General features: G+C 68.1%; 18 protein-coding genes. 9 read left to right on the plus strand and 9 right to left on the minus strand.

Going from position 1 to position 24,910, the window contains the following annotated elements; translation table 11 throughout:
• Positions 1-107 precede the first annotated feature (107 nt).
• From AB0N89_RS32450 to AB0N89_RS32460, 3 genes are all read left to right on the plus strand, one after another.
• Entirely contained in the window at positions 108-821 is a 714-nt protein-coding gene (locus tag AB0N89_RS32450; protein WP_364212527.1) for a Crp/Fnr family transcriptional regulator, read from the plus strand.
• 78 nt (positions 822-899) lie between these two features.
• The gene (locus tag AB0N89_RS32455; RefSeq protein WP_364212530.1) at positions 900-1,097 is read left to right on the plus strand and encodes a hypothetical protein; all 198 of its coding nucleotides are present in this window, start codon (positions 900-902) and stop codon (positions 1,095-1,097) included.
• A gap of 89 nt (positions 1,098-1,186) precedes the next feature.
• Entirely contained in the window at positions 1,187-2,914 is a 1,728-nt protein-coding gene (locus AB0N89_RS32460) for an HEXXH motif-containing putative peptide modification protein (protein WP_364212533.1), read from the plus strand.
• 1 nt (position 2,915) lies between these two features.
• On the opposite strand, the gene fxsT is transcribed toward AB0N89_RS32460, so the two are convergent.
• The 5 genes from fxsT to AB0N89_RS32485 form a co-directional block, all read right to left on the minus strand.
• Positions 2,916-7,316: an FxSxx-COOH system tetratricopeptide repeat protein gene (gene fxsT / locus AB0N89_RS32465; protein WP_364212536.1), complete on the minus strand. Its 4,401-nt coding sequence runs from the start codon at positions 7,314-7,316 to the stop codon at positions 2,916-2,918.
• 1 nt (position 7,317) lies between these two features.
• On the minus strand, positions 7,318-8,403 hold the full coding sequence (locus AB0N89_RS32470) for a MoxR family ATPase (RefSeq protein ID WP_364212539.1): 1,086 nt from the start codon (positions 8,401-8,403) through the stop codon (positions 7,318-7,320).
• Positions 8,404-8,416: 13 nt separating this feature from the next.
• On the minus strand, positions 8,417-10,231 hold the full coding sequence (locus AB0N89_RS32475; protein WP_364212542.1) for a hypothetical protein: 1,815 nt from the start codon (positions 10,229-10,231) through the stop codon (positions 8,417-8,419).
• A 181-nt stretch (positions 10,232-10,412) separates the two neighbouring features.
• Positions 10,413-11,129: a trypsin-like serine protease gene (locus AB0N89_RS32480; RefSeq protein ID WP_364212545.1), complete on the minus strand. Its 717-nt coding sequence runs from the start codon at positions 11,127-11,129 to the stop codon at positions 10,413-10,415.
• Between the two features lie 174 nt (positions 11,130-11,303).
• Positions 11,304-12,338, minus strand: coding sequence for a helix-turn-helix domain-containing protein (locus AB0N89_RS32485; protein ID WP_364212548.1), 1,035 nt, complete (start codon positions 12,336-12,338; stop codon positions 11,304-11,306).
• A gap of 95 nt (positions 12,339-12,433) precedes the next feature.
• Here AB0N89_RS32485 and AB0N89_RS32490 point away from each other — a divergent pair, with 95 nt between their 5' ends.
• Together AB0N89_RS32490 and AB0N89_RS32495 are read left to right on the plus strand one after the other, a co-directional pair.
• Positions 12,434-13,333 (plus strand): alpha/beta hydrolase, encoded by a 900-nt coding sequence (locus AB0N89_RS32490; protein WP_364212551.1) that lies wholly within the window; start codon positions 12,434-12,436, stop codon positions 13,331-13,333.
• Positions 13,334-13,552: 219 nt separating this feature from the next.
• Positions 13,553-14,758, plus strand: a complete 1,206-nt coding sequence (locus AB0N89_RS32495; protein ID WP_364212554.1) for an acyl-CoA dehydrogenase family protein — start codon at positions 13,553-13,555, stop codon at positions 14,756-14,758.
• 357 nt (positions 14,759-15,115) lie between these two features.
• Here AB0N89_RS32495 and AB0N89_RS32500 read toward each other — a convergent pair whose 3' ends face one another.
• The 4 genes from AB0N89_RS32500 to AB0N89_RS32515 form a co-directional block, all read right to left on the minus strand.
• Positions 15,116-16,099, minus strand: a complete 984-nt coding sequence (locus AB0N89_RS32500) for a sporulation protein (protein ID WP_364212561.1) — start codon at positions 16,097-16,099, stop codon at positions 15,116-15,118.
• Positions 16,100-16,225: 126 nt separating this feature from the next.
• Positions 16,226-17,569, minus strand: a complete 1,344-nt coding sequence (locus AB0N89_RS32505; RefSeq protein ID WP_364212564.1) for an erythromycin esterase family protein — start codon at positions 17,567-17,569, stop codon at positions 16,226-16,228.
• A 198-nt stretch (positions 17,570-17,767) separates the two neighbouring features.
• Entirely contained in the window at positions 17,768-18,619 is an 852-nt protein-coding gene (locus tag AB0N89_RS32510) for a carbohydrate-binding protein (protein WP_364212567.1), read from the minus strand.
• 78 nt (positions 18,620-18,697) lie between these two features.
• A complete protein-coding gene (locus AB0N89_RS32515) occupies positions 18,698-19,603 on the minus strand; it encodes an AraC family transcriptional regulator (protein WP_364212570.1) in 906 nt (301 codons plus the stop codon).
• Positions 19,604-19,738: 135 nt separating this feature from the next.
• Here AB0N89_RS32515 and AB0N89_RS32520 point away from each other — a divergent pair, with 135 nt between their 5' ends.
• From AB0N89_RS32520 to AB0N89_RS32535, 4 genes are all read left to right on the plus strand, one after another.
• Positions 19,739-20,926 (plus strand): glycosyltransferase 87 family protein, encoded by a 1,188-nt coding sequence (locus tag AB0N89_RS32520; RefSeq protein ID WP_364212573.1) that lies wholly within the window; start codon positions 19,739-19,741, stop codon positions 20,924-20,926.
• Positions 20,914-21,663: an SDR family oxidoreductase gene (locus AB0N89_RS32525; protein WP_364212576.1), complete on the plus strand. Its 750-nt coding sequence runs from the start codon at positions 20,914-20,916 to the stop codon at positions 21,661-21,663. The genes AB0N89_RS32520 and AB0N89_RS32525 overlap by 13 nt, the downstream gene beginning before the upstream one ends.
• Before the next feature lie 322 nt (positions 21,664-21,985).
• On the plus strand, positions 21,986-23,791 hold the full coding sequence (locus AB0N89_RS32530) for a ThiF family adenylyltransferase (protein ID WP_364212579.1): 1,806 nt from the start codon (positions 21,986-21,988) through the stop codon (positions 23,789-23,791).
• Positions 23,788-24,774, plus strand: a complete 987-nt coding sequence (locus AB0N89_RS32535) for a ketoacyl-ACP synthase III (RefSeq protein WP_364212582.1) — start codon at positions 23,788-23,790, stop codon at positions 24,772-24,774. Before AB0N89_RS32530 ends, AB0N89_RS32535 begins: the two co-directional genes overlap by 4 nt.
• The last annotated feature ends 136 nt before the right edge of the window (positions 24,775-24,910 follow it).

Raw genomic sequence — 24,910 nt, forward strand, 5'->3', positions numbered from 1 at the left:
CACTGACCATGCTGACGAGTCGGGGGACTGGCTGATGCGTCATATGGAACACAGCGCCGAAAAGGACCACGACGCCGAACCGGCCCCCGGCGAACCGGAGGGCCAGGATGACCGGTTCCGCCACGGGTGAGCACGGGGGCCTCGGGGCCTGGCGGCGGCTGACCCCGGCGGAACAATCCGCGCTACGGAGCGCGGGACATGTGAAGGTGTGGCAGCCGGGCCAGATCCTCGCCCTCCAGGGCAGTCCGCCCACCAGCATGTTCGTCGTCCTGCACGGCTGGGTGAAGATCAGCGCCACCAACTATCGCGGGGAAGACGCCCCGCTCGCCGCGCGCGGTCCCGCGGAAATCGTGGGCGAACTGGCCCCGATCAGCGGGCTCCCCCGGTCCGCCACGATGTCGGCGATCGACGAGGTGCACACCCTCGTCGTGCCCAAGGAGAAATTCCTCGGCGTGCTGCGCGACAAGCCGCGGATCGCCGAGGAGATCTTCCGCAACGCGGCGATCCGGTTACAACAGTCCGACCGGTTGCGCCTCGAATCCGGCGGGCCGGATTTCCCGCAACGCCTCGCCGCGGTCCTCGTGGAACTGGCCCTGCAGCACGCCGTCGACTGGACGGAGGCGAAACAGGTCGATCTCCGTTTCAATCAAGGGGAATTGGCCGGTTTCGCCCGGGTCTCGCGCAGCACCCTGATCCGGGGCCTCGAAGAGCTCCGGCGGCTGGGGGTGGTGCACACCGCACGTCAGCGCGTCACCATCACCCGCCCTCGCGCACTGCGGGAATTGGCCGCCGGACGTCCTCCACCGGACGACAAGGCCTGATCGAACCCGAAATCTCGGCTATCCTTGGTCGAGGTTCAACTCTCGCAACCGTTTCACGGGGTGGAGGGAATCGGCACGATGAGTTCTTTTTCGGCAAGCACGGAACCGGACATCGAATCGGCGTTGATCGATCTCGACGATGTCTCGTTCACCGCGTTACGAGAGCTGGACGGTGAAGCGTTCCGCCGGTCGGCGCACCACGTCGTGGAACGCACCACCAACGTCCGCGCCCGCTACAGAAGTGCCGGTGCCGGGGGCGGCGAACGGATCGACTGATGCCGCAGGCAGCAGGGTCTCGCCCTGTGTTCCACCGCTTGTCTTGGCGAGACTTCGACGCACTCGCGCGCCTTGACGGCGATGAGGACATGGCACGCCGCCTGCGACGGGCGGAGCGAAGCCGTCGCAAGCTGTTGATCCACACCTTGCTGACCGAGGCCGAGAAGACGCCCGGCCACGCGGGGCCCTTGCCGCCACTGGATTCTGCGTGGGAACTCCTCGCACGTGCCGAAGCACGAGCACCCCGGGCCGTGAACCGGATGCTCACGAATCCGTACACTGGCAGCTGGGCGGGCTACACGACTCGTCTGATGCGCAAGGGAATCGACGGTGTCGGTCCTTTGTGGATGCACCTCGGGCATGCGCACGCGATCGCGGCGGCCGCGGCGATCAGGGCCGAACTGGATTTCGAGACCACCGTTCCTGCCTGGCACGGAAACGCTGTCCTCCCCTCGCTCGGCATGGCCAGGTTCCCCGGCACGGGAACGTTTTCCTCGGTCACCGTGCGCGGCGTGAACGGCCGCTACTTCGTGTCGAACGCCGAAACGACGGTCCGCCTGCCGACCGCACCCGAATCCGACGCCCCGGGTTGGTGGGGGATCCGGCGGGTGCGAAGCCAGGTCGGCTCGCAACGGTTCTCGTTGTGGCTCGACGACCTCGATCCCTATCGCGGGCTCTACGAACCGGTCCCGCCGGAACGGTTGCCGGGCGGGGATCTGGCGGACTGGCAACGACTGATCGACGAGGCCTGCCGCCTGATCGCCGCCCACCTGCCCGGCCTCGCCCGGATCATGCCGGTCGGGTTGGCTTCACTCGTCCCGAAACCCCACGTGCTGTTCCGGAATCCGAGCGCGTCGACCGGGGAGGCGTTCGGCAGTGCGGTGGTCGGCCTGCCCGCCGATGGCATGTCTCTCGCCGAAACCCTGATCCACGAGTTCCAGCACATCGTGCTCGGCGGGCTCCTGCACCTGGTCGAGTTGTACGAGCCGGATCCGGGTGAACGGATCTACGTCGCCTGGAGAGATGATCCGCGACCCGTGAGTGGCGCACTTCAAGGGGTGTATGCCTACTTCGGTGTCACCGCGTTCTGGCGCGCGCTGCATCAGGCAGGCCAGAGTCCGCAGCGCTCTGGCTTCGAATTCGCGTACTGGCGCGAGCAGACGTGGCGCACCTTGCGGGTTCTGCGCACGGACGCGACCTTGACCGACGCCGGGCGACGGTTTCTCGACGCCATCGCCGGGCGCCTGGGCCCCTGGAGGGAGGAGCCCGTGCCGTCGGAGGCGAGCAGGCTGGCCACCGCCGCGCGCCAGGATCATCTCGCGGGCTGGCGGGTCCGTCACCTCCGCCCGGACCCGGTCGTGGTCGCCGAACTGGCGGGTGGCTGGCTCAGCGGACGGCCGAGGCCACCCGCCACTCTCGACGCCACCGGTCTTCCCCCGACGCCGGTACCGGACGGCGGCTGGTCCCACGCCCGGATGGACCTGATCCGGCTCGCGGTCGGGGGCACACCGGCGTCGCCGGACGGACGGCCGCCGGTGGTACCCGGAGCCACCGCCGCGGATCTCGCTTACACCGGCGGTGACTTCCTCGAAGCCATCGCCGGTTACCGGCGAGAACTCGCCGCTGATCCGGATCGGCCCACCTCTTTGGTCGGGTTGGGCCTCGCGCTGTGCGCGCGAGGCCCTCATCCCGCGGCCCGTGCCCTGTTGCACTGTCCCGAGCTCGTTCGTGCGGTGCACCGGCGTCTGAGAGTTGTTCCTCAGCCGCCGACCGTGGAACAACTCGCCTCGTGGATCGGGCAACTCGTGCCGGACTGATCTACATCAGCATCGGGTCGATGTCGCAGTCGGCACGGGCACCACGGCCGGCCGCCTGCGTTCCCGGGTGAGCCTCACCGAGGATCTGGCGGTACTTCACCAGGATCGGGTCACGGAACGGCGCCGCCTCCTCGTCTCGGCCGAGAGCGGCCAGATCCAGCCCGAGGTTGAAGGTCGCCGCCAGCACCGTGGGATGGCCTTCCCCCAGCACTTGCCTGCCGCGTTCGACCGCGTCCCGGCCCAGTTCGATCGCCCTGTCGAACTCACCCAGCGCGGAGAGATCGCTCGCCAGGTTGATCGTGACGATGACGGCGTAGGGATGATCCGGGCCGATGGTGGCACGGAAATACTCGAGTGCGCGCTCGTCGAGAACGCGAGCGGCCGTGGGGTCGCCCATGAGCCGCAACGTCACTGCGAGGTCGGCGTTGGCGGCGAGAGTGTGCGGATGGCGCTCGCCGAGGCCACCCCGGTATCGCTCGAACGTTTCTTCACCGAGCTTGCGGGCCCCTACCAGATCGCCCGCATGCCGGAGGTCGATCGAATGAGCGAGGGCACAGGCCGTGGTCGTGGCGTGGTCGTCACCGTACGCGAGCCGGAACCTCTTGAGTGCCTCCATGGACAGACTGAGCGCGCCCGGGTGGTCGCCGTCCTTCCGTCTCGTGATCGACAGCATGAACGTGTTGATCGCCGCGTCGGACTGGTCCGAACCGAAGCGGGCCAGGAAGTTCTCCGTGAGCCTTTCCTGTTGGACCCGCGCCTTGCCGTATTCCCCCGCCTCGCGCAGGTCGACGATCAACGAGCTGTTGACGCCGAAGGTGCGGACGTGATCGCGGCCGAGAACCTCGATCCGGCGGCGGAGGGTGTCCTGGTCCAGCTCCGCGGCCTCCCGGTAGGCCCCGGCCAGCCGGAGACTGATCGCGTGCTGGTACGCGGCGTTGAGCGTTTCCGGGTCGTCTTCGCCGAACATGCGCTTGGACTTGTGGTAGATCTCTTCGCTCAGTTTGGTCGCCGCCGGGAAGTCGCCCTGCGCCCGGAGATCGATCGTGATGTTCCGCTGAAGCGCGAAGGTCTCTTCGTTCTCTTCGCCGGACACCTGAAGACGCAGTGCGAGGGTGCGCTGATTGAGTTCCGCGGCTTCGACGTATCGGCCGATCGCCCACAGGTAGAGACCCAGCCTCGACGAGACTTCGAGGGTCTGCGGATGTGTGGGGCCCAGGTTGTCGGTGAGTCGCTTCCGCGCTTCGAGACCGAGCCGGGCAGCCTCTTCGTGGTCGCCGTACTCGAACAAGTACCGCATCAGGTTGATGTGGAGCTGACGCGGCCAGTCGTCGTCGCAGTTCAGCACATTCGCCGCATAGGCGTGCGGCAGCAATTCACGATAGCGCGACCAGTTCCTGCTGGACTCGGGGTCGTTCGGGTCCAGCGCGGCGAGCAACTGATGGGCGCCGTGTTGCATCCGCGCGTGCACCTGACGGGCCATGACCCGGTTGCGCAGCACCAGCTGGACCAGCCGGTGCAACTGGAGAGTGTTGTTGCCGTGGTCGATCTTGGCGAGGCCGTACCGGTTGATGTCACGGATGGCGCGGGCCAGTTTGATCGGATCGCGCAGCGCGGCGTCGAGTTCCGGGGAGATGGACACCCGGCTGACCCCGGTGAGCAGGTCACGCGAGATCGGCTCCGGGGAGAAGAAGGCACAGATGTGCAGGATCTGGTGCGCCGCCGGGTTGCGGGTCTTCAGCTCTTCGAACGATACGTTCCACGCCGCGGCGACGGAAACCTCGTAGTCGGGCGCCGAGGCGGTGTCGAGGATTTCCTCCACCGACTCGTCGAACAAGCGCAAGTATTCCTGCACCGGCATTCCGGTCACCGCGCGCCAGGCCGCCGCCTGTTCGACGGCCAGCGGGAGATCGCCGAGTTTCTCGGCGAGCTGGTCGGCGTCGGCCGGATCGATCTCGGGGCCGCGACGGCCGAGCAGCTCGACGCTTTCCTCGCGTTTGAACACCGCCAGCTCCAACGGGCGCGCGATGCCGGCCCAGTCGGAGTTCCGCGAGGTGATCAGGATTTCACCGGGGCCGTTGCGCGGGAAGAACGGCAGCACGCTCTCCGGGCTTTCCGCGGCGTCGAACACCAGCAGCCAGCGCCGGAACGGCCGTCCGGTCCGCAGCGCCTCGATCACCGCGGGAACCGCGACGTTCGCTTCGGACGCGCCTTGCAAGCCGAGAAGACCGGCCAGTTCGGTGAGGCCCGCGCGGATCTGCGTGGTGTGCGCGGCGTCGATCCACCAGACGAGGTCGTAATCCTGCAGATGCCGATAGATGTACTCGGCCGCCATCTGGGTCTTGCCGATACCACCGAGACCATGCAACGCCGAGGGGAGCACCGCGGTCGTACCGCTGCTCAACCGCTTGGTGAGCTGATCCAGCAACTCGTCACGACCGGTGAAGTTCGGATTGCGCGGCGGGACGTTCCCGAAAACCAGGGGCGGATCATCAGGCTGGCGTTCGGGAAAGGTCCGGGTCGTGTCCGACGCGTTGGGATGGGCGATCCTGGTCGTCGGCTCGTTCGATTCGGGTTCGCCGAGATATGACGAGTGCGCCTGCGTCGTCGACGACAGGGCTGGAGGGGGACCAGGCATCTTATGGCTCGCGCTCTCACTTTTCAGAGTTGTCCGCTCAGGGGCGGACACCGGCATCAACGGGGCAAGATCCTTTACCGATTGCCGCAGCCGGTCAGCCCTTGACAAGTAAGGGCCGGAGAGCGCACGCATCACGACGCTCTCCAGTTCCACATCAGCCGACGACGCGAGACTGAATTCTGGATCCGGAGTATTGTGCGGGTCGGCGATGGCCGCCCGGAGGTGGTCTAGGAGCGGAATCCGGCCACCGAAATGAGTGGCGGCCACTCGGACGACCTTGGCCGTGTCCGACCGCCGCGCACCACTGAGCAGCAATTCCCTGACTGCTTCGGGAAAAGCAAAAAACCCAGTCGTGTCCCAAGCGGACTTCCCCTCCTCGCGGCCGGGAGCATACATGATCCCCGACAGCAGCAGTTCGAGGAGATGCTCCAGTTTTGCTTCGGGCACGAACTGCTGCCCGACCAGCTTAGCCACATCCAGTCGGACCGGTACCGCCGCAAGCAGCTGCGCCAAGCGTAGTGCCGGCGGCGACGCAACACTGCGAAATCTGTGCACTCTTTCGGATGGTGACAAAGTTTCCGGAGAACCAGCGGAAACGGACTGGGAGATCCGCTCCGTGGCCAGGACGACCGTTCCTTCGGCGGCCGTGTCGTTTTCGCCGGTCATCAGCCCGGCCCACCATCCCAGCGCCTGCGGTCTCAGTTCCAGCACCGGCACCGGCACGATGTGATCGGGTACTTTCGAACCGGGTTCGAGCCAGGCGTCCGCGAGGTCGCACATCCATCGACCGTTGGGGGCCAACACGTTCGGAACCTTCAGCCAGGCCCTGTGCGGACTCATGCCACACCGGCTCCACAGCCATTCCGGGAGCAGGTGCACGATGCTGACCGGCATCTTCCGGCCCCATCGTGCCAACATCGAGCTCAGCGCGTCTTTCTTTTGCCACGCGTCCCCGACACCGTCGGTCAGCAGCAATACCACCCGCCGTCCCGAAGAATCCATGATCTCGTCGGGATCGCGGGCGGGCGCACCGGACGTGCCACCACGGAGAACGAGATCTTCCTGGTCGTTGTCCTTCGCGGTTTCCAACAGCCGGACCTGAATGGTACGGAATGCACCCACTTGCCGGAGTAATTCGACAAACGTGGACACGCGCGGGCGCCACAAGGCCATCGAGGGGCCGTTGTCGAGGACGAGCGTCAGGTCCAGCCAGCGCTCTTTCCTCGATCGGGTGACAGGCCACCATCGCCCGGTCTCCGCGGCCCGGACGGCGGTCGCCACTTCGTCCAGGACCACATTGTTGTGTCGCAGCGAGGACCTTTCCCGTTTCAAGGTTCTCAGTGCGCGGAAGTAGGCCAGCGACTCGAGGGCGACGGCGCCACCCGGCCCCGTGCCGTCCACCGCGGGTTCGGGCAGCTCACCGTGAATGGCCTCGATCGCGACGGGCACGGTGTCTTTCTCGTCCGACCGTGGGGCTTCCAGCCTCGTGGACAGCGCCGGTTCGGGAGGTTCGGGGATCTCCCCGCGTTCCGGGAGAGCGTTGCGGATCCGCAGGTCTTCGGCAGGCGACTCCGGCTCTTCGACGGATACGGACTCGCTACTCGCGCTCCGCGGCGCGATGGCCGCGGCCAGCCATACGATGTCCGCGACATCGGTCCAGTTCAGGTCCGCGAACTCGAACCGCTTACCCCGTTGAGGCAGGCCGGTCATCCGCCGCTCCGCCACCGGAGCGGAACGCGTCTCGGAAGTATCTCCCGGCCCGGCCATGTCACTGCACCGTCAGACGTTGCCAGAGAGCGTTCACCAGCCGCGGCCATGCCTCCTCATCCGGCTGGTACGCGCCCGACGTCGCCAGATAAACGGCGTCGAGAAGCCTGTCCGTCGGAAGGCCGCCTTCCGCCTTGCTCCGTTGAGCGAATTCGCGGATCAGCTCGTCCCGGTGCGCCCCGTCCTCGCCGACGAGATGACCGGCCACGATCGCCGCCAGCTGCTCCTCGTCCGGGTTCTCGATCCGCAACTGCAGGCAACGGCGCAGGAAGGCGGGCGGGAACTCCCGCTCCCCGTTACTGGTCATGATGACGATCGGGAAGGCGTGGCAGGCGACCCTGCCATCACGCACGACCGCGGTGCGCTGCGGGTCGGCTGTATGCACGGTGACTTCAGGATGCCGGTTGCGCACCCGCGCCAGCTCCTCGACGGGGAACTCGCCGTCCTCGAAGATCGACAGCAGATCGTTGGGAAGATCGGCCTCGGACTTGTCCAGCTCGTCGATCAACAGCACTCGCGGCAATCTGCTGGGCAGGAAAGCGGTGCCCAGTGGCCCGAGCCGCACGAAATCACCGATGGGTGGTTCTTCGGCCTCGCCACCGCGCTGGGCCTGACTGGTCGCCGCGGCCTGCACCCTGCCGATCGCGTCGTAGCCGTACAACCCGGAACTCAGCTCCGTATGGCTGGTGATCCCCCACCGCAGCACTCTGCCGAGCCCCAGTTCCCTGGCGATCCGGTACGCCAGACTGGACTTTCCCGTTCCGGGATTTCCCGTGACCAGCAAAGGCCGCCGAAGATAGAGCGCGGCATTGACCATGTTCAGTTCGTCCGCGTCCGCGTCAGCCTCGGAAAGTGTGAACTCGGTTCCCAGACGACGTTCCGCTTCTCCGTCGTCCGGCGGCGGCACATCGTCGTTCTCCGGCGGCGGATCGCCACGATAGGAACGCCAGGGTGGCGGCGGATCCAGGAGTTCCGCGACGTCGATGTCGTGGATCGGCCTTCCACTGCCCCGATAAATCCACCAATCGGGTGCATCGACTTGAGGCGTCCGGCCGCTCACGGTCGCGTCCTGATCGTTCCCGCTCATCCGCGGCATCCCCTTACAGTCGAGTCGGGATCAACGGCTGGTCCAGGACGATTACCCGTTTCGGGTCGTCCCACATTACCACCAGATCGTGAGCCAGAAAATTCTTGAACGGTGCGGACATACCCGAAATCGCCAGTTTGCGGCGATCCGGAAGTTCGATGAATCCGTGCTCCGCGGCCAGTACCCAGTCGAGCAGCTCGCGCAGCTTCTCCGGCCCGGCGTCCGGATGCCACAGCACCACCGGCAGGCCACTGGACAGCGCACTCGTCAGCTCGTCCGGCTCGGAACCGGGCGCCACCCTGGACGACGGAGGTCCCGTCAAGACGAGCCCGACCCAGTGTTCGTTGCTCAGAATCGCGTCGATCGGGTGTCCCTCGAACTCCGCACCACCTGGATAGTGCAACCGGTCCGCGTCCGGATCCTTCATCATCGAGTCCCAGCGGACGTTCCATGCGCGATGCCAATGCTTCGTCCGCATCCTCTCCAAAGACCGTATTGCGAGCCGGTATCCGTAGCGCAGCGGCCGGGGATGGCCGGTCTCATGTTCCTTCGCCCACCGCTGCACGGGCAAATTGATCAACGTCCGCGGCAGCAGGAATTCCACCGACGCGGACATGCTCTGATCCGCCCAGAAGGCCTCAGTCTCCAGGATGACGTCATCGACCCTGAACTCGACCTCGTCCAAACCGATTTCACGCACTCCGCCGAATGCCGGCGGCCACACTTCCGGGTCATCCTGACGCCAAAATGCCAGCTTGCACCGCTCGGGATCGCCGGAAACCGGTTCCAGCATGATCACCAGATGCAGTGAGGGGCATTTCGGAATGGGCGGCCTGATCCGTTGCTGATTCCCGAGAGCGGGCTCGAGCCGCAGCGCCCTGGCCTGGCCTGCGATCCAGCCCGCGATCATGGTGCTCTGCTCGCCTTCCAGGTTCTCGGCGAGCAGCTGCAGGAACGTCACAGCGGGCGGTATCCCGTCCGGTCCGGCATTGAAATCGGCAAGCAGCTGAAAAGCCCCCCACGCGTCGGTGATGCCCTCGATCATGGGCAGCGGTACGGCGGGACCGAGCGCCCGGCTTACCATCACGGCCAGATGGGGCACCACCATCCGGGTCAGCTGGTGGCGCAATATCAGGAGATCCTTGTGGGGGATCAAATCCATGACTTCGCCGTCCATCAGATCCGCGATGACCAGGTCCTCGGCGGCCAGCACCGCGGGAACGGGCGGTTGCGGGGCAGGAGTGGCGACTTCGCCGTGCAACCGTAAATAAGCCATTCCAGTGAAAGTCTTCACCGAAGCCGGTAACGCACGGTACGACTCGGGCAACAGACCCGGGTCCTTCTCGATGACGTCGGTGAAAAAACGCTCCGAAGAGATGAACGCGATCATGCGCCCTGATTCCGCGAAGGCGTCCTTCACCGGCTGCGCGTCCAGAATGCGGAAAGCGGTGTCGACCGCTTCGCCGACCCATCCGTTCCCGTCGTTCAGCACCTCGCCGGAGTTGACACTCACTCTCAACAGCATTCGCGCCTGCGGGGTCCGCGTGTGGTTGTACCGGCGGAGCGCGACCACCATGCGATCCGGCAATCGGTCGGCGACCAGGCTTTTCATCGTTCCCGGCGGGAGCAGGACCAGGGCGCCGTCGCCGCGGTCCTCGCGCGCGCAGGAATCGAAATCGAGGCCGCTCTCGGCGAAAGCGGTCTTCAGTACCTCGTACATGCCTTGGCGCACGGCGAGCCGATCGAGCGAGTTGCGGTCCGGGGCGGTGAAGCCCACGACGTCCACCACGACGATCGTGCGGTCGAGAGCCTGCGTCGGATGCGCCACTGGCCCCCTCCCAAGGTCCACAGCGCCGACACCGGCGCCGAACGCCACATTATCGCGTCATTCGGCCCAGAGTTGAGTGTCAATTGACAAATGAGTCCGGACATTTCCGTGCCGGTGATTCGCCCACAAGACACGGAGCCCTCCCCGACCGCGCCGGGGAGGGCTCCGCTTTCACCGGCGATCAGACGCCGGCGACCTGCTGGATCCAGCTGCGGTACCGGGTGATGTTGGTGTAAGCGGTGTTGTTCGACCGGTCACTGGTCGAGGCGACACCGACCTGGCGGCCACCGGAGAACATCGGGCCGCCCGAGTCGCCGCCCGCGGTGATGCCGTCGACGCGGTTCGCGCAGACCGCGACACCGCCGTTGTAGTCACTGCAGTTGACCGAGTTGACCCGGACGGTGGCGACCTTCAGGTAGCGGGACTGGCAGTTGATCTCCGAACCGCACTGGCTGGTCGCGCCCCAGCCGTAGACCTGGACGTTCTGGCCGACCGCGACGCTGCTGGTGGTGCCGAGCGGCGAGTAGGTGGCGTTGACCGAACTGGTCAGCCTGACGATGGCGAGGTCAGCGCTCGCGTGGCGGGTGATCGTCGACCCGGTGGCCATGGTGCCACCGCTCTGCTGGTCGAGGCTGCCGATCCGGAAGGTGTAGCTGCCGCTGCTCGCGACACAGTGCTTGGCGGTGAGGATGTACTGCGGCGCGATGATCGTCGCGGTGCAGTTCTGCTGGCCGTTCACGAACAGCCGGGCCGCCCAGGGACCGCTCTGCGCGTTCTGGCCTCCGATGATCATCGGCTGCGCGCCCGAGGGCTCGGCGGCGGTCGCGGCGGGGGCGGTCGAGCCGAGCAGCGCCATGAAGGCGGTGCCGGCCAGCAGGACGAGGGAGCGCAGTCGCATGTTCCGACTCATTTCTGCGGCCGGGGGTACGGGCCGCGTCAGTGGGGACCAACGCGCTGATTCTGTGTCGCGCCAAGGGAATGCGGAAACCGACGAAAGTTCGCGTCGGCTACCTATTTATTTCCATGACGCGTGGGGGAGTTTTTTGAGTACTCGGCGAAGATCATTAGGTAGTCACTCGCCGAGCAGCCGCCAGACGGTGAGGGCGAGCCGTGCCCGGGTCAGCCCGGCGGGTCCGGTCAGGTCCACGCCCAGGCTCTTCCCGAGCTGGGTGAGCCGCCGGGCGACGCTGCTGTGGTGCAGGTGCAGGGAATCGGCGGCCTGGCGCACGGAACCCGTGGCGCAATAGGCCTCCAGCGTGCGCAGGTCCTCGGGCTCCTCGGCCAGGCCGGAGATCGCGACGACGTCGGCGTTGGCCCGCGCGTCCTCCTCCGGGACGCGCGCGAGCAGCGCCAGCGCGCCGAGGTCGTCGTAGTGGATCACCGGCTGACGTGCGGTCGTGAAACGCAGGGCGGTCTTGGCGTCCTGCCAGGACCGGTGCGGGCATTCCGCCGCTCCGACCCCCGCGCGCACGTCCTCCGGGAACCGGGTGGCGTCCACGGTGGTGGCCAGGATGACGCCGGCGCCCGTGAGCGGCGCGGCCTTGACCGGACGGCCAGGGCAGATCAGGCTCCCGATCTTCTCCAGCGGCACCTTCGAGCGGACGACGACCACCCGGATCGGCGCGTCGACGGGGAAGCCCAGCAGCCGCAAGGCCCGGCTCCTGGCCGCGTCGTCGCCGGCGGCGCTGATCACGAGTTCCACCAGCGCCGGATCGGCCATGGTGGTGCGAGCCGGGCCGTACCGTTCGACGACCGTCGCCGCGGCGATCGCGAGCCGGTCCAGCACCGCGTCGTCGAGGGCGCCGGGCGTTCCCTCGCGCTCCAGCCACACCGTGCCGATCTCTTCGTCGTCGAGGGTGATCACCGTCGTGGTGGACGCGGGCACGGACGACAGCGCGGCTTCGCGGCCGTCCGGGGCCATGCGGATGACGCGTCCGGCACTGTGGAGCCGGATGCCCGCGACGCATTCCGCCAGGGCCGCCGTGGCGCGGGCGAGCGCGGGGAGGTCGACCCGCCGTCGCATCAGGGTGTCGTAGAACATCACGACCCGGATCGCTCCCTCGACGTCGGGATCCAGATGCGACAGCCGCGCGGCCAGAGCCTCCATGGCCGCGAGCGTACCGGCGATCGTCGCGTGCGAAGGCGATCATGCGCGACGATCGGCGGGCGGCCGGAGGGCCTTGGACTGGAAGGATCGTCGTCATGGATCCCGAACTGGAAGCCTTCATCGCCCTCTTCCCGCCGGCCACACTCGACGACCCCGTGACCGAGCGCGCGAACCTGGCGAAATTGGCCGCGTCGGTGCCACGACCGGACACGTCGGAGATGACGGTCGAGGACCGGACGGTGCCCGGGGAGCCCGCTGTCCCGGTCCGGATCTACCGGCCTTACGAGGCGCACGGCGCCGTCGTCTGGCTGCACGGCGGCGGCTGGGTCATGGGCGACAGGGAGACCGAGCACCCGTGGGCCGCCCGGCTCGCCGAAGCCTCCGGCGCGGTGGTGATCTCGGTGGAGTACCGCCTGGCTCCCGAAAATCCGTTCCCGGCCGCGCTCGACGACGTCTACACCGTGCTGAACTGGGCGGCGGTCCAGGCGGGGGAACTCGGCGTCTCCCCGGACCGGATCGCGATCGGCGGGCACAGCGCGGGCGGCGGGCTCGCGGCGGCGACGGCGTTGCGGGCACGCGACGAGGACGGGCCGCGGATCTGCTTCCAGCTGCTCAATCAGCCGGGGCTCGACGACCGGCAGGAGACGTGGTCGGCGAGGCGGTTCACCGACACACCGTGGTTGAACCGCGAAAAGGCCACCGCCATGTGGCGGCACTACCTCGGCGATCGCCCCGCGCCCTCGCCATACGCCGCTCCTTCACGGGCCACCGATCTCTCCGGCCTGCCGCCCGCGTACGTGGCCGCCGCCGAACTCTGCCCCAACCGCGACGAGGACATCGAGTACGCGGTCCGGCTGCTGCGGGCGGGGGTCTCGGTCGAACTGCACCACTGGCCCGGGACCTTCCACGGCTCGCAGGCGATCCTGTCCGCCGAGGTGTCCCGCCGTCAGATCGGTGAATTGGGCGACGTCCTGCGCCGCGCGCTGGCCGCTTGACCGCGATGATGCAGCGTCACCAGGCGGCCTTAGCCGTCCCCCGGGCCCGGTCCCAGAGCGCGGACGTTCGTTGACGCCCGGTCGTGCCACTGCTCTACTCGGGCGCATGCTCTGTACGGCCTGAATCAGTGTCCGCCCACCTTCGAAACACCCGGGAATTCCGGGCGCTCCGCCCTGCCCGGAATTCCCGTTCGCCCTCGCACAGAACGGAATTCATCCATGACCACGACCGAGAACCGGGTCCGGTCCACCACCGAATGGCTGACCGTCGCGAAAGAGGTCGCCGCCGAACTCGCGGTGAGCGCGGCCGAACGCGACCGGAAGAACGCAACACCTACAGCGGAAGTCCGGCTGCTCAAGGAAACCGGCCTGGTGACGCTGCTCGGCCCGGTGGAGCACGGCGGTGGCGGCCAGACCTGGGAGACCGCCTATCGCGTGACCCGCGAGGTCGCGCGCGGCGACGGGTCGATCGGCCAGATCCTCGGCTACCACTATCTCTGGGCCTGGGCCGCGCGACTGGTGGCGACCGACGAGCAGATCACCGCGGTCGAAGAACTGTACACGCGCAACGACTTCGTGTTCGGTGGCGCGGTCAATCCCCGCGATTCCGATCTGACGATCGCCGAGGACGGCGACGAACTCGTCTACAATGGACACAAGTCGTTCTCCACCGGCAGCAGGATCTCCGACCTGACCGTGCTCGAAGGTGTCCTCGAAGGCACCGAGGACCACATCTTCGCCATCGTTCCGTCCGAACAGGACGGTATCGTCTTCCACGACGACTGGGACAACATCGGCCAGCGACTCACCGAATCGGGCAGCGTGACCATCACCGACGTCCGCGTGCCGTGGGCGAGCGCGGCGGGGTACGTGGACAAGAAGTTCCAGCCCTTGACCTACAACACGCTCAACGTCCCGACGATCCAGCTGGTGTTCGCCAACTTCTATCTCGGCATCGCGCAGGGCGCGCTGGAAACCGCGCTGGCGTACACGCGGGAGCACACGCGTGCCTGGCCGTACGGCGGCGACAACAAGACGACTTCCGGCGAGGAGTGGTACATCCTCGAAGGCTACGGCGATCTCCAGTCGAAGCTGTGGGCCGCCGAAGCGCTGGTGGACAAGGCGGGGACGGCGATCTCGGCCGTACTGCACGCGCCGCGCGAAGAGCTGACGCCCGAGGCACGCGGCGAGATCGCGGTCCTCGTCGCCGCGGCCAAGCAGCGCGTGATCGACACCGGACTCGAAATCGGCACCAAGATCTTCGAGCTGACCGGTGCCCGCGCGAGCGCCACGAAGTACGGCCTGGACCGCTTCTGGCGGAACCTGCGGACGCATTCGCTCCACGACCCGGTGGCCTACAAACGCCGGGAAGTCGGCGCCTACGCGCTGCTGAACGAACTCCCGGAACCCACCTGGTACACCTGAGCCCGGTCGGCCCCGCCGCGCCGCCGGAGCTGGCCCGGTGCTTTCGCGTGACCGGGTGGACGGCACCTGTGATCAGACGGACGACACGGGTGACTGGACGGACGACACGCTGCGACAACGAGTCCCGCCGTGTGTCGTCCGTCCGGTCACGCGAAACCGTAGGTGCTTAAGACACGATTGGCTCTGACGGACCGGTGTCTGCGTACCGGCTGGGGGCTGAGCGGGGAGGATTCCGGACGTTGAACGTCCGGAATCCTTCACCGTGGAACCCGACGCCAGCCGGGATCGCGAGCCCCGTGCAGACCAGCGGCAGACAGGCAAATACCGGTCCGCCCCGGACCCCTCACGAGCCGCCGGTCACTCCTCGAAGCCTTCGTCTCCCCCGTCGAAGACGTCCTCCATGACCTCGCCGAGGATCATGCCGCCGACCACACCGGCCGCGGCGCCGGCGACCACGCCGCCCATCCCCGGGCCACGCCTGCCGTGCCCGCCATGGTGGCCGTGGTGGTCGTAGTCGTGGCCGTAGTGCTCCTGGTGCCCTTGGTGCCCGCCGAACATGGCGTGCCCGCCGCCGGATTCGGCGACGTTGGCCAGCCAGCCGTCGATGGCCGCCGCCCAGTCGGTGCGCAGCGCTTCCTCGTGCGAAACGTGGAAGCGGCCGAAGGAATCACCGCCGGACCGGAACATGCCGCCGCGTTTGTCGGCTTCCAGCACCACCACCAGCTCGTCCGGGCTCGCGACGAAGGTCAGCTCCACCTGGTTGACCCGGCCGGCGTAGCGCGACGGCGGGAAGAACTCGATCTCCTGGAAGAACCCGAGCTCCTGCCGCACACCGTGCAGCTGCCCGGCCTCGACGTCGGCGCTGCGGAACGAGAAGCCCAGCTCGCCGAACGCCTCCAGCACCCGGTCCTGCGATGCGAGCGGTCCGACCAGCACCGGGTCGAGGTCGCCCTTGTCCGGCGCGCCGGCGATGACGAGTTCGGTCCGCACGCCGATGACCATGCCCGGCAGCTCACGTCCGCCGACCGCGCTGATCGGCGTCTCCCACGGCAGCGCGATCTGGAACGGCACGGTGGTCGGCTGCCCCGCCGTCACCTTCACTTTGCGGCCCGCGCTGATCCGCAGGAACTCCGCCGTCCCGGCGCGTTCGTGGTCGCCGTGCTCGACCTCGACCCGGGTCACCAGCGAAAGCAGGATCTCCTCGATCTGGGCGTCACTCGAACCGCCCTGGATGCGGACCTGTCCGGTGATCACCTCGCCGGGCACCGCGTGCGGCGAGTCGAGCACGGTGTCGACGGACGGGCCGCCGACCCCGAAGGCGCTGAGCATCCGTTTGAACATCAGGGATTTCCTCCGCTGGGTACTGGAACTGGGGTGCCGCGAAAGCGGACACTTCGACTACTACCGAGATCAGCCGCGACACGCCAGGCAAACCGGATCAAAAACCCCTAAACGGGCGCGGCGTCACTACTTTCCCAGATCGGCCTGGCGCACGTCGTGCAGGTGGATGACGGCGTCGTAGGAACGTCCGAGGGAGATGGCCACGGGGTCGACGGGGAACAGCGTGCCGATGGCGCGAGTCGGCCGGGCGGCGTCCAGCCAGGCGCGGGCGGTGGGCGGCGCGGTGCGGAGGTCGAGGTAGAAGTCGTCGAACCGGACCTTGTCGAGGGTGTACTCGTTCGACCCCTGCGGCGCGGCCGGGACGGAGAACCGCTTCCAATCGCCGCCGATCGCGGTGTCCTTGGACAGGAAGGACCCCCGGTCGAAGCTGAAGCCGATCGGCAGGTAGTCGCGGCCCAGCGCCTCGCGCAGGAAGGCGCCCTGCGTCTTCGGGTACATCGCCGGGTTGTCCGGGACGTAGGCGACGTGGGTGTTGTGCGCGGAGAGCAGGACCTTCTGCCCGGTCCGCCGCTGCCACCAGGCGACGTTCTGCGCCATCGCCTGGTCCCGCAGGATCTGGAAGCCGGGCAGCGACTTCGGGTCCGAGAGGTCGACGCTGAGGAAGCGGGTGGTCTGCGCGACGAACCGGGCGTGCTGAGCGGTCCAGTCGAGCTCTCCCCCGCCGGTGAACCCCTTGATCAGCTCGAAGGCCTGCTCCGCCTGGGTGGCGAGCCGCTTCCGTTCGTCGAGCGGTTTGCGGAGGTAGGCGAGATGGTCGTCGATCGGGCGAATACCGGTGTAGAGCTGGTTCAGCCTGGGCAGCGCCGCCGGATGGTGCTGCCGCACGTAGTCGGTGATCCTGGCGAAGAACGCGTCGTTGATCGAAGGCCCGCCGAGATCGTCACCGACGAAGTGCACGGTGCGGGTGGGGTGGGCGCGGTTGTAGTCGCGCATCCACTGGATCAGGCTGACGAACTCCTCGCGGTCCCACGGGGAACCGGCCAGCGTCCGCTTCAGGATCTCGCGGGCGTCACCCCGGCCGGTCTGGACGTAGTCGTCGATCTCCATGCCCGCCGACCAGCTCGCCTCCAGCGCGAACGCCCGGAACCCCTTCTCCTCGACGAGATAGCGGAACACCCGCTCCTTCATCGCGAAGAACTCGTGCGAGCCGTGCGTGGCCTCGCCGAGACCGACCACCTTCGCGCCGCCGATCATCGCGCCCAAGGCCCGCAGGTCGGCGTTGTTCCGGCCGGGTTCGGTCGACCGCAGCGGATGCGCCGCGAGGTCCAGCGACCACACCGGGTCCCGCCAGGACTTCGCCGTCTCTGTCGTCTCCGCCGCGTTCGCCACGGGCGCGAGCATCGCGCCCGTGGCCACCACCGCGGCGACAGCCAGACCCCGTCGCCCCCAGTGCTTCCGGTTCTTCGTCATACCAGGTCACCCCTTCGTTCCGATGTCGGAATCGATCATCGTCCGAGGGGAGGCGTCGGCGCGCTGTAGCGAAGCTCCTACTTGGGGTGGGGAAAACCCCACCCCAGGACGAGAAGGCGGGTGGACCCCCGCCGCCGGAGTGTGGGTCCCGGCGGCGGGAATCCACCCGCGTTTATCTCCCTCCGCAGCGGCTGCTCGTCACTCCGCGCGCCACAACGCGGGCGTGTTCGGCGGCTCCCAGCCGGGCTGGGCCGTGTGCGCCTGCAAGCACACGTAACCGCGGCCGCTGTAGGTGACCCGGGTACCCGCGGAATAGCCGGTTCCCGCCGCCCAGGTCGTCCCGCCAGGCGGGTTGGAGGTCGAAGTGGGCGGGTTGGAGGTCGTCGGGTTCGAGGTGGTCGGCCGCGACGTCGACGTCGGCGTCTGCCGCACGTTGAGCACGAAGTCGAACGCGGCCTCCTTGCCCGCGCCCGCGTCCCGCACGTCCATCAGCAGCCGCGGGTCGAAGATCGTGTCGGTGTTGTTGCGCGGCTCGTTGGGGAAGTAGAGCTGCGTGGTCAGGATCGGCCTGCCGGGCGCCTGGACCTTGACGTGGATGTGTCGCGTGCGGCCGGGGTACAGGCCGGGCACGATCGTGCTCAGCGAGAACCTGCCCTGGTCGTCGGTGTACTGGTGACCGCGGAAGGTGTACCCCGAGTTGTCGTAGTTGCCGTTGACGTCGGCCTGCCAGAAGTCCAGCAGCGCCCGCGCGATCGGCTGGCACGCGAGGCCGAACACGAAGCCGGAGACGGTGAGCCTCGTGCCCTGCGTACCCGGGGTGACGAGCGACGTCCGCTCCGGGGAGTTCGGCTTGAAATAAGGACCTTCGGTCTGCGCGATGGTCGGGGCGTCTCCATCGTGGCATTCCGGGGTCAGCTCGGGCGTCTGCCCGCTCGCGACGGTGGTGCGTGCGAGAGCGGGGCCCCCGACCAGCGCGACCGGGGCGACCACACCCGCGGCGAGCGCGGCCTTCAGCACAGTCTTTCGGCTGAGCGTGTTCTCTTCGTCCATACCTGCTCCTCGTGGGGGCTTCGGGAATCACCCTCGACGGTATGGAGAAGATCAGCTGTGGACGATGGACTGACTTGGTCAGTCGTGGTGAATCTCCGGGGGTGCGTCTCCGGTCCTGCGATAATCACCGGGGCTCAACCCCGTTTCCCGTCGGAAGAACCGGCAGAAATAGGCCGGATCCGCGAAACCGACCCGGCTGGCGACCTGCCGGACGGTGAGATCCGTGCCGAGCAGGAACCTTTTCGCTTCCCTGGTCCTGGCTTCGCGCATCAACTGTGCCGCCGTCCGGCCGGTCGCCGTTTTCACCGCGTCGGTCAGATATCCCGGCGTGACACCGATCCGTTCCGCGAGCGCGCCGACCGACCAGAGCCCGAGATCGGGTCTGCCGAGCAACCGCGCGAATTCCGTTCCCACCGCCTGCGCCCTGGCCGGCGGACGCGGATCCGCGAGTCCGGGCAGCCGTCCCGCCCGGACGATCAGCACGTGCATCAAGGCCCGCAGCACCGAATCGGTACCCTGTCCGCCACAACGGAATTCCTCGTCCAGTTCGGCGACCAGCCGCGCCGTCTCCTCGGCCGCGCGTTCGTCGAGCCGCCACGGCTTCTGGCTCAGCCGTCGCAGGGTTTCGCGATCCGCCGGATGTTCGAGCAGGAAGTCGTCGGTGAACAGCACGACGAATCCGGTGAGATCGCGGGCATCCCAATGATGCACCTGCCCCGGCGTTATGACCGCGAGTTGCGGCGGCCCCAATTCCCAGCGCGTGAAATCGATGACGTGGTCACCGCTGCCGCCGGTGACATGGACTATTTCGTAGAAAGTGTGCCGGTGCGGGAATGCCGCCCGCGACATCGGCCCGATCGTGTCGAAGGTGCCGACCGTGAACGGCAAAGCGTCCGGGGCACGCACCTCGAGTCTGTGCAAGGGTAATTCCCCCGCCTTCGGTTTCAGGCAAGGAGTCCTGGGCAACACCGTCGTTCCGCGCATGGACAGGTCCCTTTCACCACACTGGGGAAGGAAAAGTCTAGACCAATGTTCGTACCGTGACTGCCAACGGAAGTCGCATCTCGCCCGCCGGGTACAGTCGTGATCATCGACGCACGTCCGAAGGGTCACCGAGCGATGTCTCCAGTCACGTCGCGCGGTCGGGCCTGGTGGCCGGTCTGCGCGTTCGCCGCCCTGGTGCTCGCGTGCGTCGTGGCCTGGGCGACGACGGGCGATTCCCACAGCGACCTCGAGATCTACCGGTTCGGCGTCGACACCCTGTGGAACGGCGGCGACCTCTACGGCGCCTTGCCCCTTTCCGACGCCGGTATCCCGCTGCTGTTCATCTACCCGCCGTTCGCCGCTCTCATGCTCACCCCGCTGGCGCTGGTGCCGTGGACGGCCTCCGTGTTCCTGCTGTTCGCGCTGAGCCTGGCCGCGCTGGGGGTCACCTTCTACGCGGTCACCCGCACGCTGTGGCCGTCCGGGGACCGGCGGAAGGCGCTGCTCGTCGCGTCGCTGGCGATCACCCCGGCGCTCTTCCTCGAACCGGTCCGCCAGACGCTCGGCTTCGGTCAGATCAACCTGCTGCTGATGGGCCTCGTCGCGGCCGACTGCCTGCTCGCCCGCGGCCGCTACCGGGGTATCGGCGTCGGGCTCGCCGCGGCCGTTAAGCTGACGCCGATGGCGTTCCTGCTGTTCTTCCTCGTACGCAAGGACTTCCGCGGCGCACTGACCTCGGTGGGCACGTTCGTGGCCGCCTCGGCCGTCGCGTTCGCGGTCGCCCCGGAGGCCTCCGCGCGCTACTGGTTCGGCGGGCTCGCCGGCGCGTCCGGGATCAGCGGCACCTCGTTCCACACCAATCAGACCCTGCAGGCGGTGCTCGCGCGGTTCGGCGTCGAGTCCGCCAAGCCGTGGTGGCTCGCCCTCACCGCGGTCCTGCTGGCGCTGGTGGCGCTGACCATGTACCGCTCGGCGGCGGTGCCCGCGCTGCTGCTGAACGCGACGTTCGCCCTGCTCATCTCGCCGACGTCGTGGTCGCACCACTGGGTGTGGATCGCCCCGGCGCTGTTCACCACCGCGGCCTTCGCGGTGCTCCACCGCCGGGATCGCCGCCGCGCCTCGGCCTGGCTGGCCGTCACCGGGGTGATCGCCACGGTCTTCGTCGCGGCGCCGTTCCGGTACTTCCCGGCGTTCGACCGGCCCAGCCAGACCTGGACGACCGCCCAGCAGTGGCTGGGAAACTGCTACGTCCTCGCGGGCCTGGTCTTCCTGGCCGCCTCGGGCGTACTGGCGCTGCGGAAGGGACCTCGATGCTCGACCTGACCGGCACCACCACCCTCGTCACCGGGGCCAGCGGCGGCATCGGCCGGGGCATCGCCCTGCGTTTCGCCGAGGCGGGCAGCGCCGTCGCCGTGCACTACCACCGTGACGAGACCTCGGCGCTCGCCGTCGTCGAACGCGTCGAGGCGGCCGGGGGCACCGCCGCCGCGTTCACCGCCGACCTGACGGACGACGACGAATGCCGACGGCTCGTGGCCGCCGCCGCGGCCTGGACAGGACGACTGGACGCCCTGGTCAACAGCGCCGGCGTGCAGCCGATCGAGCCGCTGCCGGGGATGTCCGCGGAAAGCTGGCGCGCGGTCCTCGACGCGACCCTCACCAGCGCGTTCTCGTGCACGCAGGCCGCGGCCGAGGTGATGGACGGCGGCAGCGTCGTCCACATCGCCTCGATCGAGGCAACCCAGCCCGCGCCGGGACACGCGCACTACAGCAGCGCGAAGGCCGCCTTGGTCATGCACGCCCGCGCCGCCGCGCTCGAATACGGCCCGCGAGGGCTCCGCGTCAACGCCGTCTCCCCCGGCCTCGTCGACCGTCCCGGCCTCGGCGACGCCTGGCCCGACGGCGTCCACCGCTGGGAGCAGGCCGCGCCCCTGGGCAGGCTCGGCACCCCCGGCGATGTCGCGAACGCCTGCCTGTTCCTCGCCTCGCCGCTCGCGTCGTGGATCACGGGACACAACCTGATCGTGGACGGCGGGGTTTCCGCGCATCCCACCTGGTGATCATGGAGCTGTGACCTCCGCCACATACGGCGAGCCGGTCCGCTTTCACTGCGAGACAGCCCGGTACACCATCGGGTAAGGATTCCCGCGAACTTCATCATTCCGATTGCCTTCACCGTGACGGATTGTCGATCACCGTGGCGGTAAACGTTTGCCGCACCCGCTCGTGCGGATCCCTTGCCACCGCACGCATCCGCTGACGCTCGGTCGCCTCGCTGCTACAGTCCGTTCCGTCCGGCGCAGTTCGATTTCCGCCGAATTTCCGGACCGTCCCCACGCTTATCGCGCCGACTTCCGGCATTTTCCTCAGAAAAGGCATCACTTGACGGATCTCACCAACCCGTGGAACGTGACCGCGTTCCACGGGGCCGACACCTGCCTGCTCGACTCCGTGCGCGAACTCCGCGCACGGATCCTGTTCGACCACGGCCGCCGTCCGGCCTTCCGCCGGGCGGACGGCTCGCACGTCGACGACCAGGACCTCGACTTCGGGGCCTGGCATTTCCTCGCACGGCAGCAGCCGGACGGCCCGCCGCTCGGCTACATCCGGCTCTCCACCCCGGCCACCGGCGACAACTTCCAGTCGCGGTCCTATCTCGGCGCCGAACCGTATGAGAACTTGCTTGCCGCACAAGGGTTCGAACCCGGACGGGTCTTCGAGCACAGCAGGCTCGTCGTCGAGCACCGGTCCCGGAAACTCGGGCTCGGGCAGTACCTCAACGCGCTCGCGATCGGTGCCGCGCACCATCTCGGCGCCCACGCCATGATCGGCACTTCGGGCACGAAGGACGGGCAGGACCGGTTCCACGAGCAGTTCGGGTTCCGTACCATGCCGGGCACCCGGCGCTATGTCGAGCAGTACACCGAAGACGTCGTGATCATGTTCCACCGCGTCGCCGACGGCGCCGGACGGCACCACGATCTCGTCACCCGGCTGCGGGACGAGTTCCCCGGGATCGCCGCCGCCACACCGGCTCCGGTCACCCGCGGGACGTCGCCGAGCAGGCCCGCACCCGCCGCGCTCGGCACCGTCCCCGGACCCGACCGCGGACTGTGGCGGCCGACCCTGCTCGCGGCCCGCGACGCGATGGACTTCCAAGCCCTGACGGCCTTGCTGGCCTACGGTGACGTCCGCGAGGTCCACGACACCATCGAGGATCAGCTGACCGAACTGGTCCGCAGCCGTGACCCGTCGTGCCGGGACGACGCCGAAATCGAAGCCAGGAAACGGGAACAGCTCGCCGGGCTGGCGCTTTGGGAATACGGCACCTGGGTCTGGTACCCGTGGTCGCGGCGGCTCGTGCACGTCCTGCCGCGCGACGAGTTCCGGCTCGTGCGCACGGATCGCAACCGCGGCAAGATCGACCGGCCGGAGCAGCGGCGTCTGCTCGGCAAGCGGATCGGGATCATCGGTCTTTCGGTCGGCAACAGCGCGGCTCTCACCTTGGCGCTCGAAGGCGTCGGCGGCGCCTACAAACTGGCGGACTTCGACGACTTCGGCCTTTCGAACCTCAACCGGCTGCGCGCGGGCGTGCACGAACTCGGTGTCAACAAAGCGGTCCTGTCCGCGCGACAGATGTTCGAGATCGACCCGTACCTCGACATCGAGATCCATCGCGACGGCCTGACCGAGGACAACATCGAGGCGTTCTTCACCGGCGGGCAGGGCGCGATCGACCTCCTGATCGAGGAATGCGACACCCCGTGGGTCAAGATCGCGGCCCGCGAGTACGCGCGCGATCTGCGGGTCCCGGTCGTCATGGACTGCAACGACCGCGGCATGCTCGACGTCGAACGTTTCGACCTCGAACCGGACCGCCCGCTGCTGCACGGCCTGCTCGGCGACATCAAGTCCGTGGACGTCGCCGACCTGGACCACCAGCGGAAGGTCGACCTGATCCTGGCCATGGTCGACGCCGACCGGATCAGCCCGGAACTGGCCGCCTCCTTCGGCGAACTGGGCCGCACCCTGAGCAGCTGGCCGCAACTGGCCTCCGGGGTCGCGCTGGGTGGCGCGCTGTGCGGCGAGGCCGCGCGGCGCGTCCTGCTCGGCCTGCCGTGCGCGTCCGGCCGGTTCTACACCGACCTCGACCGGCAGCTCGGCCCGGAACGGAGCACGGTCACGTGACCCCGCTGCCCGTCCGGATCGCCGGCACCGGCGTCCACCTGCCCCCGGACGTCGTCACCAACCGGCGGCTCGCCGAAACGCTCGACACCTCCGACGAGTGGATCGTCGACCGCACCGGGATCCGGGAACGTCGTTGGCTCGCCCCGGATCTCGCCACTTCGGACATGTGCGTGTCGGCCGCCCGGCCCGCCCTCGCGGCGGCGGATCGCACCGCGCGGGACCTCGACGCGATCATCGTCGCGACCTACACCTCCGACCAGCCTCTGCCGTCGACCGCGCTGATCGTCAAGGAGGCTCTCGGCGCCTTCCGGGCGCTCACCTTCGACATCACGCAGGCCGCCTGCGCGAACGGCGTCCAGGCGCTGTTCCTCGGTTCCCTGCTGATGCAGACCGGTGCGGCGGAACGGGTTCTGGTGATCGCGGGTGACAGCGCGTCCCGCGTGACCGACCCGGAGGACCGCACCACCCGGGTCTTCTTCGGCGACGCCGCGGGCGCAGTCGTGCTGACCCGGGCGACGACGCCGGGCACCGGCCTGCTCGGCTGGGACTTCGGCGCCGAACTGTCCTACGACGTCGAGATCCCGGCCGGCGGCTCGCGGCAGCCCGCCGGTCCGACGACGTTCGCGGATCGGCGGCACTATCTGAAGATGAACGGCCGGACGGTCTGGGACACCGCCACCCGGTGCCTGCCGGACAGCGTCCTGAACGCCACCACCCAGTCCGGGTTGACGGTGGACGAGGTGAGTCATTTCTTTCTCCACCAAGCCAATCTGAACATCGTGCGGGCGGCGATGGACAAACTCGGCGTGTCACGCGACCGCGCGCCGATCACCGTCGACAGACTCGGGAACACCGGTTCCGCCGGGGTTTTCACCGTTCTGCACGAGGGTTTCTCCTCGGGGGCGGTGCGGCCCGGTGACGCGTTCGTCGTTTCGGCGATCGGGGCGGGGTTCCAGTGGGGCACTTTGTGCTTCAGGGCCTAGGTGCCCGGTCGGTCGTGAGTGGCGACCCTTTTTCTTGAGAGGAACGGTGTCGTGCTCTACCGCGCGGGCGCCTGTCGGCCTTGAGTGTCGGGGGGGTCCCCAACTGTGCGGTGGTGGGGGGTGTCGCATGGGTGGG

The sequence above is a fragment of the Amycolatopsis sp. NPDC089917 genome (genome assembly GCF_040684635.1).
Taxonomy (GTDB): domain Bacteria; phylum Actinomycetota; class Actinomycetes; order Mycobacteriales; family Pseudonocardiaceae; genus Amycolatopsis.

Coding starts and splice junctions, on each gene's coding strand:
- AB0N89_RS32470 (WP_364212539.1), bottom strand. CDS start 8,403: ATGAGCGGGAACGATCAGGACGCGACCGTGAGCGGCCGGACGCCTCAA.
- AB0N89_RS32455 (WP_364212530.1), top strand. CDS start 900: ATGAGTTCTTTTTCGGCAAGCACGGAACCGGACATCGAATCGGCGTTG.
- AB0N89_RS32485 (WP_364212548.1), bottom strand. CDS start 12,338: ATGGAGGCTCTGGCCGCGCGGCTGTCGCATCTGGATCCCGACGTCGAG.
- AB0N89_RS32500 (WP_364212561.1), bottom strand. CDS start 16,099: ATGTTCAAACGGATGCTCAGCGCCTTCGGGGTCGGCGGCCCGTCCGTC.
- AB0N89_RS32525 (WP_364212576.1), top strand. CDS start 20,914: ATGCTCGACCTGACCGGCACCACCACCCTCGTCACCGGGGCCAGCGGC.
- AB0N89_RS32515 (WP_364212570.1), bottom strand. CDS start 19,603: ATGCGCGGAACGACGGTGTTGCCCAGGACTCCTTGCCTGAAACCGAAG.
- AB0N89_RS32495 (WP_364212554.1), top strand. CDS start 13,553: ATGACCACGACCGAGAACCGGGTCCGGTCCACCACCGAATGGCTGACC.
- AB0N89_RS32480 (WP_364212545.1), bottom strand. CDS start 11,129: ATGCGACTGCGCTCCCTCGTCCTGCTGGCCGGCACCGCCTTCATGGCG.
- AB0N89_RS32510 (WP_364212567.1), bottom strand. CDS start 18,619: ATGGACGAAGAGAACACGCTCAGCCGAAAGACTGTGCTGAAGGCCGCG.
- AB0N89_RS32450 (WP_364212527.1), top strand. CDS start 108: ATGACCGGTTCCGCCACGGGTGAGCACGGGGGCCTCGGGGCCTGGCGG.
- AB0N89_RS32490 (WP_364212551.1), top strand. CDS start 12,434: ATGGATCCCGAACTGGAAGCCTTCATCGCCCTCTTCCCGCCGGCCACA.
- fxsT (WP_364212536.1), bottom strand. CDS start 7,316: ATGGCCGGGCCGGGAGATACTTCCGAGACGCGTTCCGCTCCGGTGGCG.
- AB0N89_RS32520 (WP_364212573.1), top strand. CDS start 19,739: ATGTCTCCAGTCACGTCGCGCGGTCGGGCCTGGTGGCCGGTCTGCGCG.
- AB0N89_RS32460 (WP_364212533.1), top strand. CDS start 1,187: ATGGCACGCCGCCTGCGACGGGCGGAGCGAAGCCGTCGCAAGCTGTTG.
- AB0N89_RS32505 (WP_364212564.1), bottom strand. CDS start 17,569: ATGACGAAGAACCGGAAGCACTGGGGGCGACGGGGTCTGGCTGTCGCC.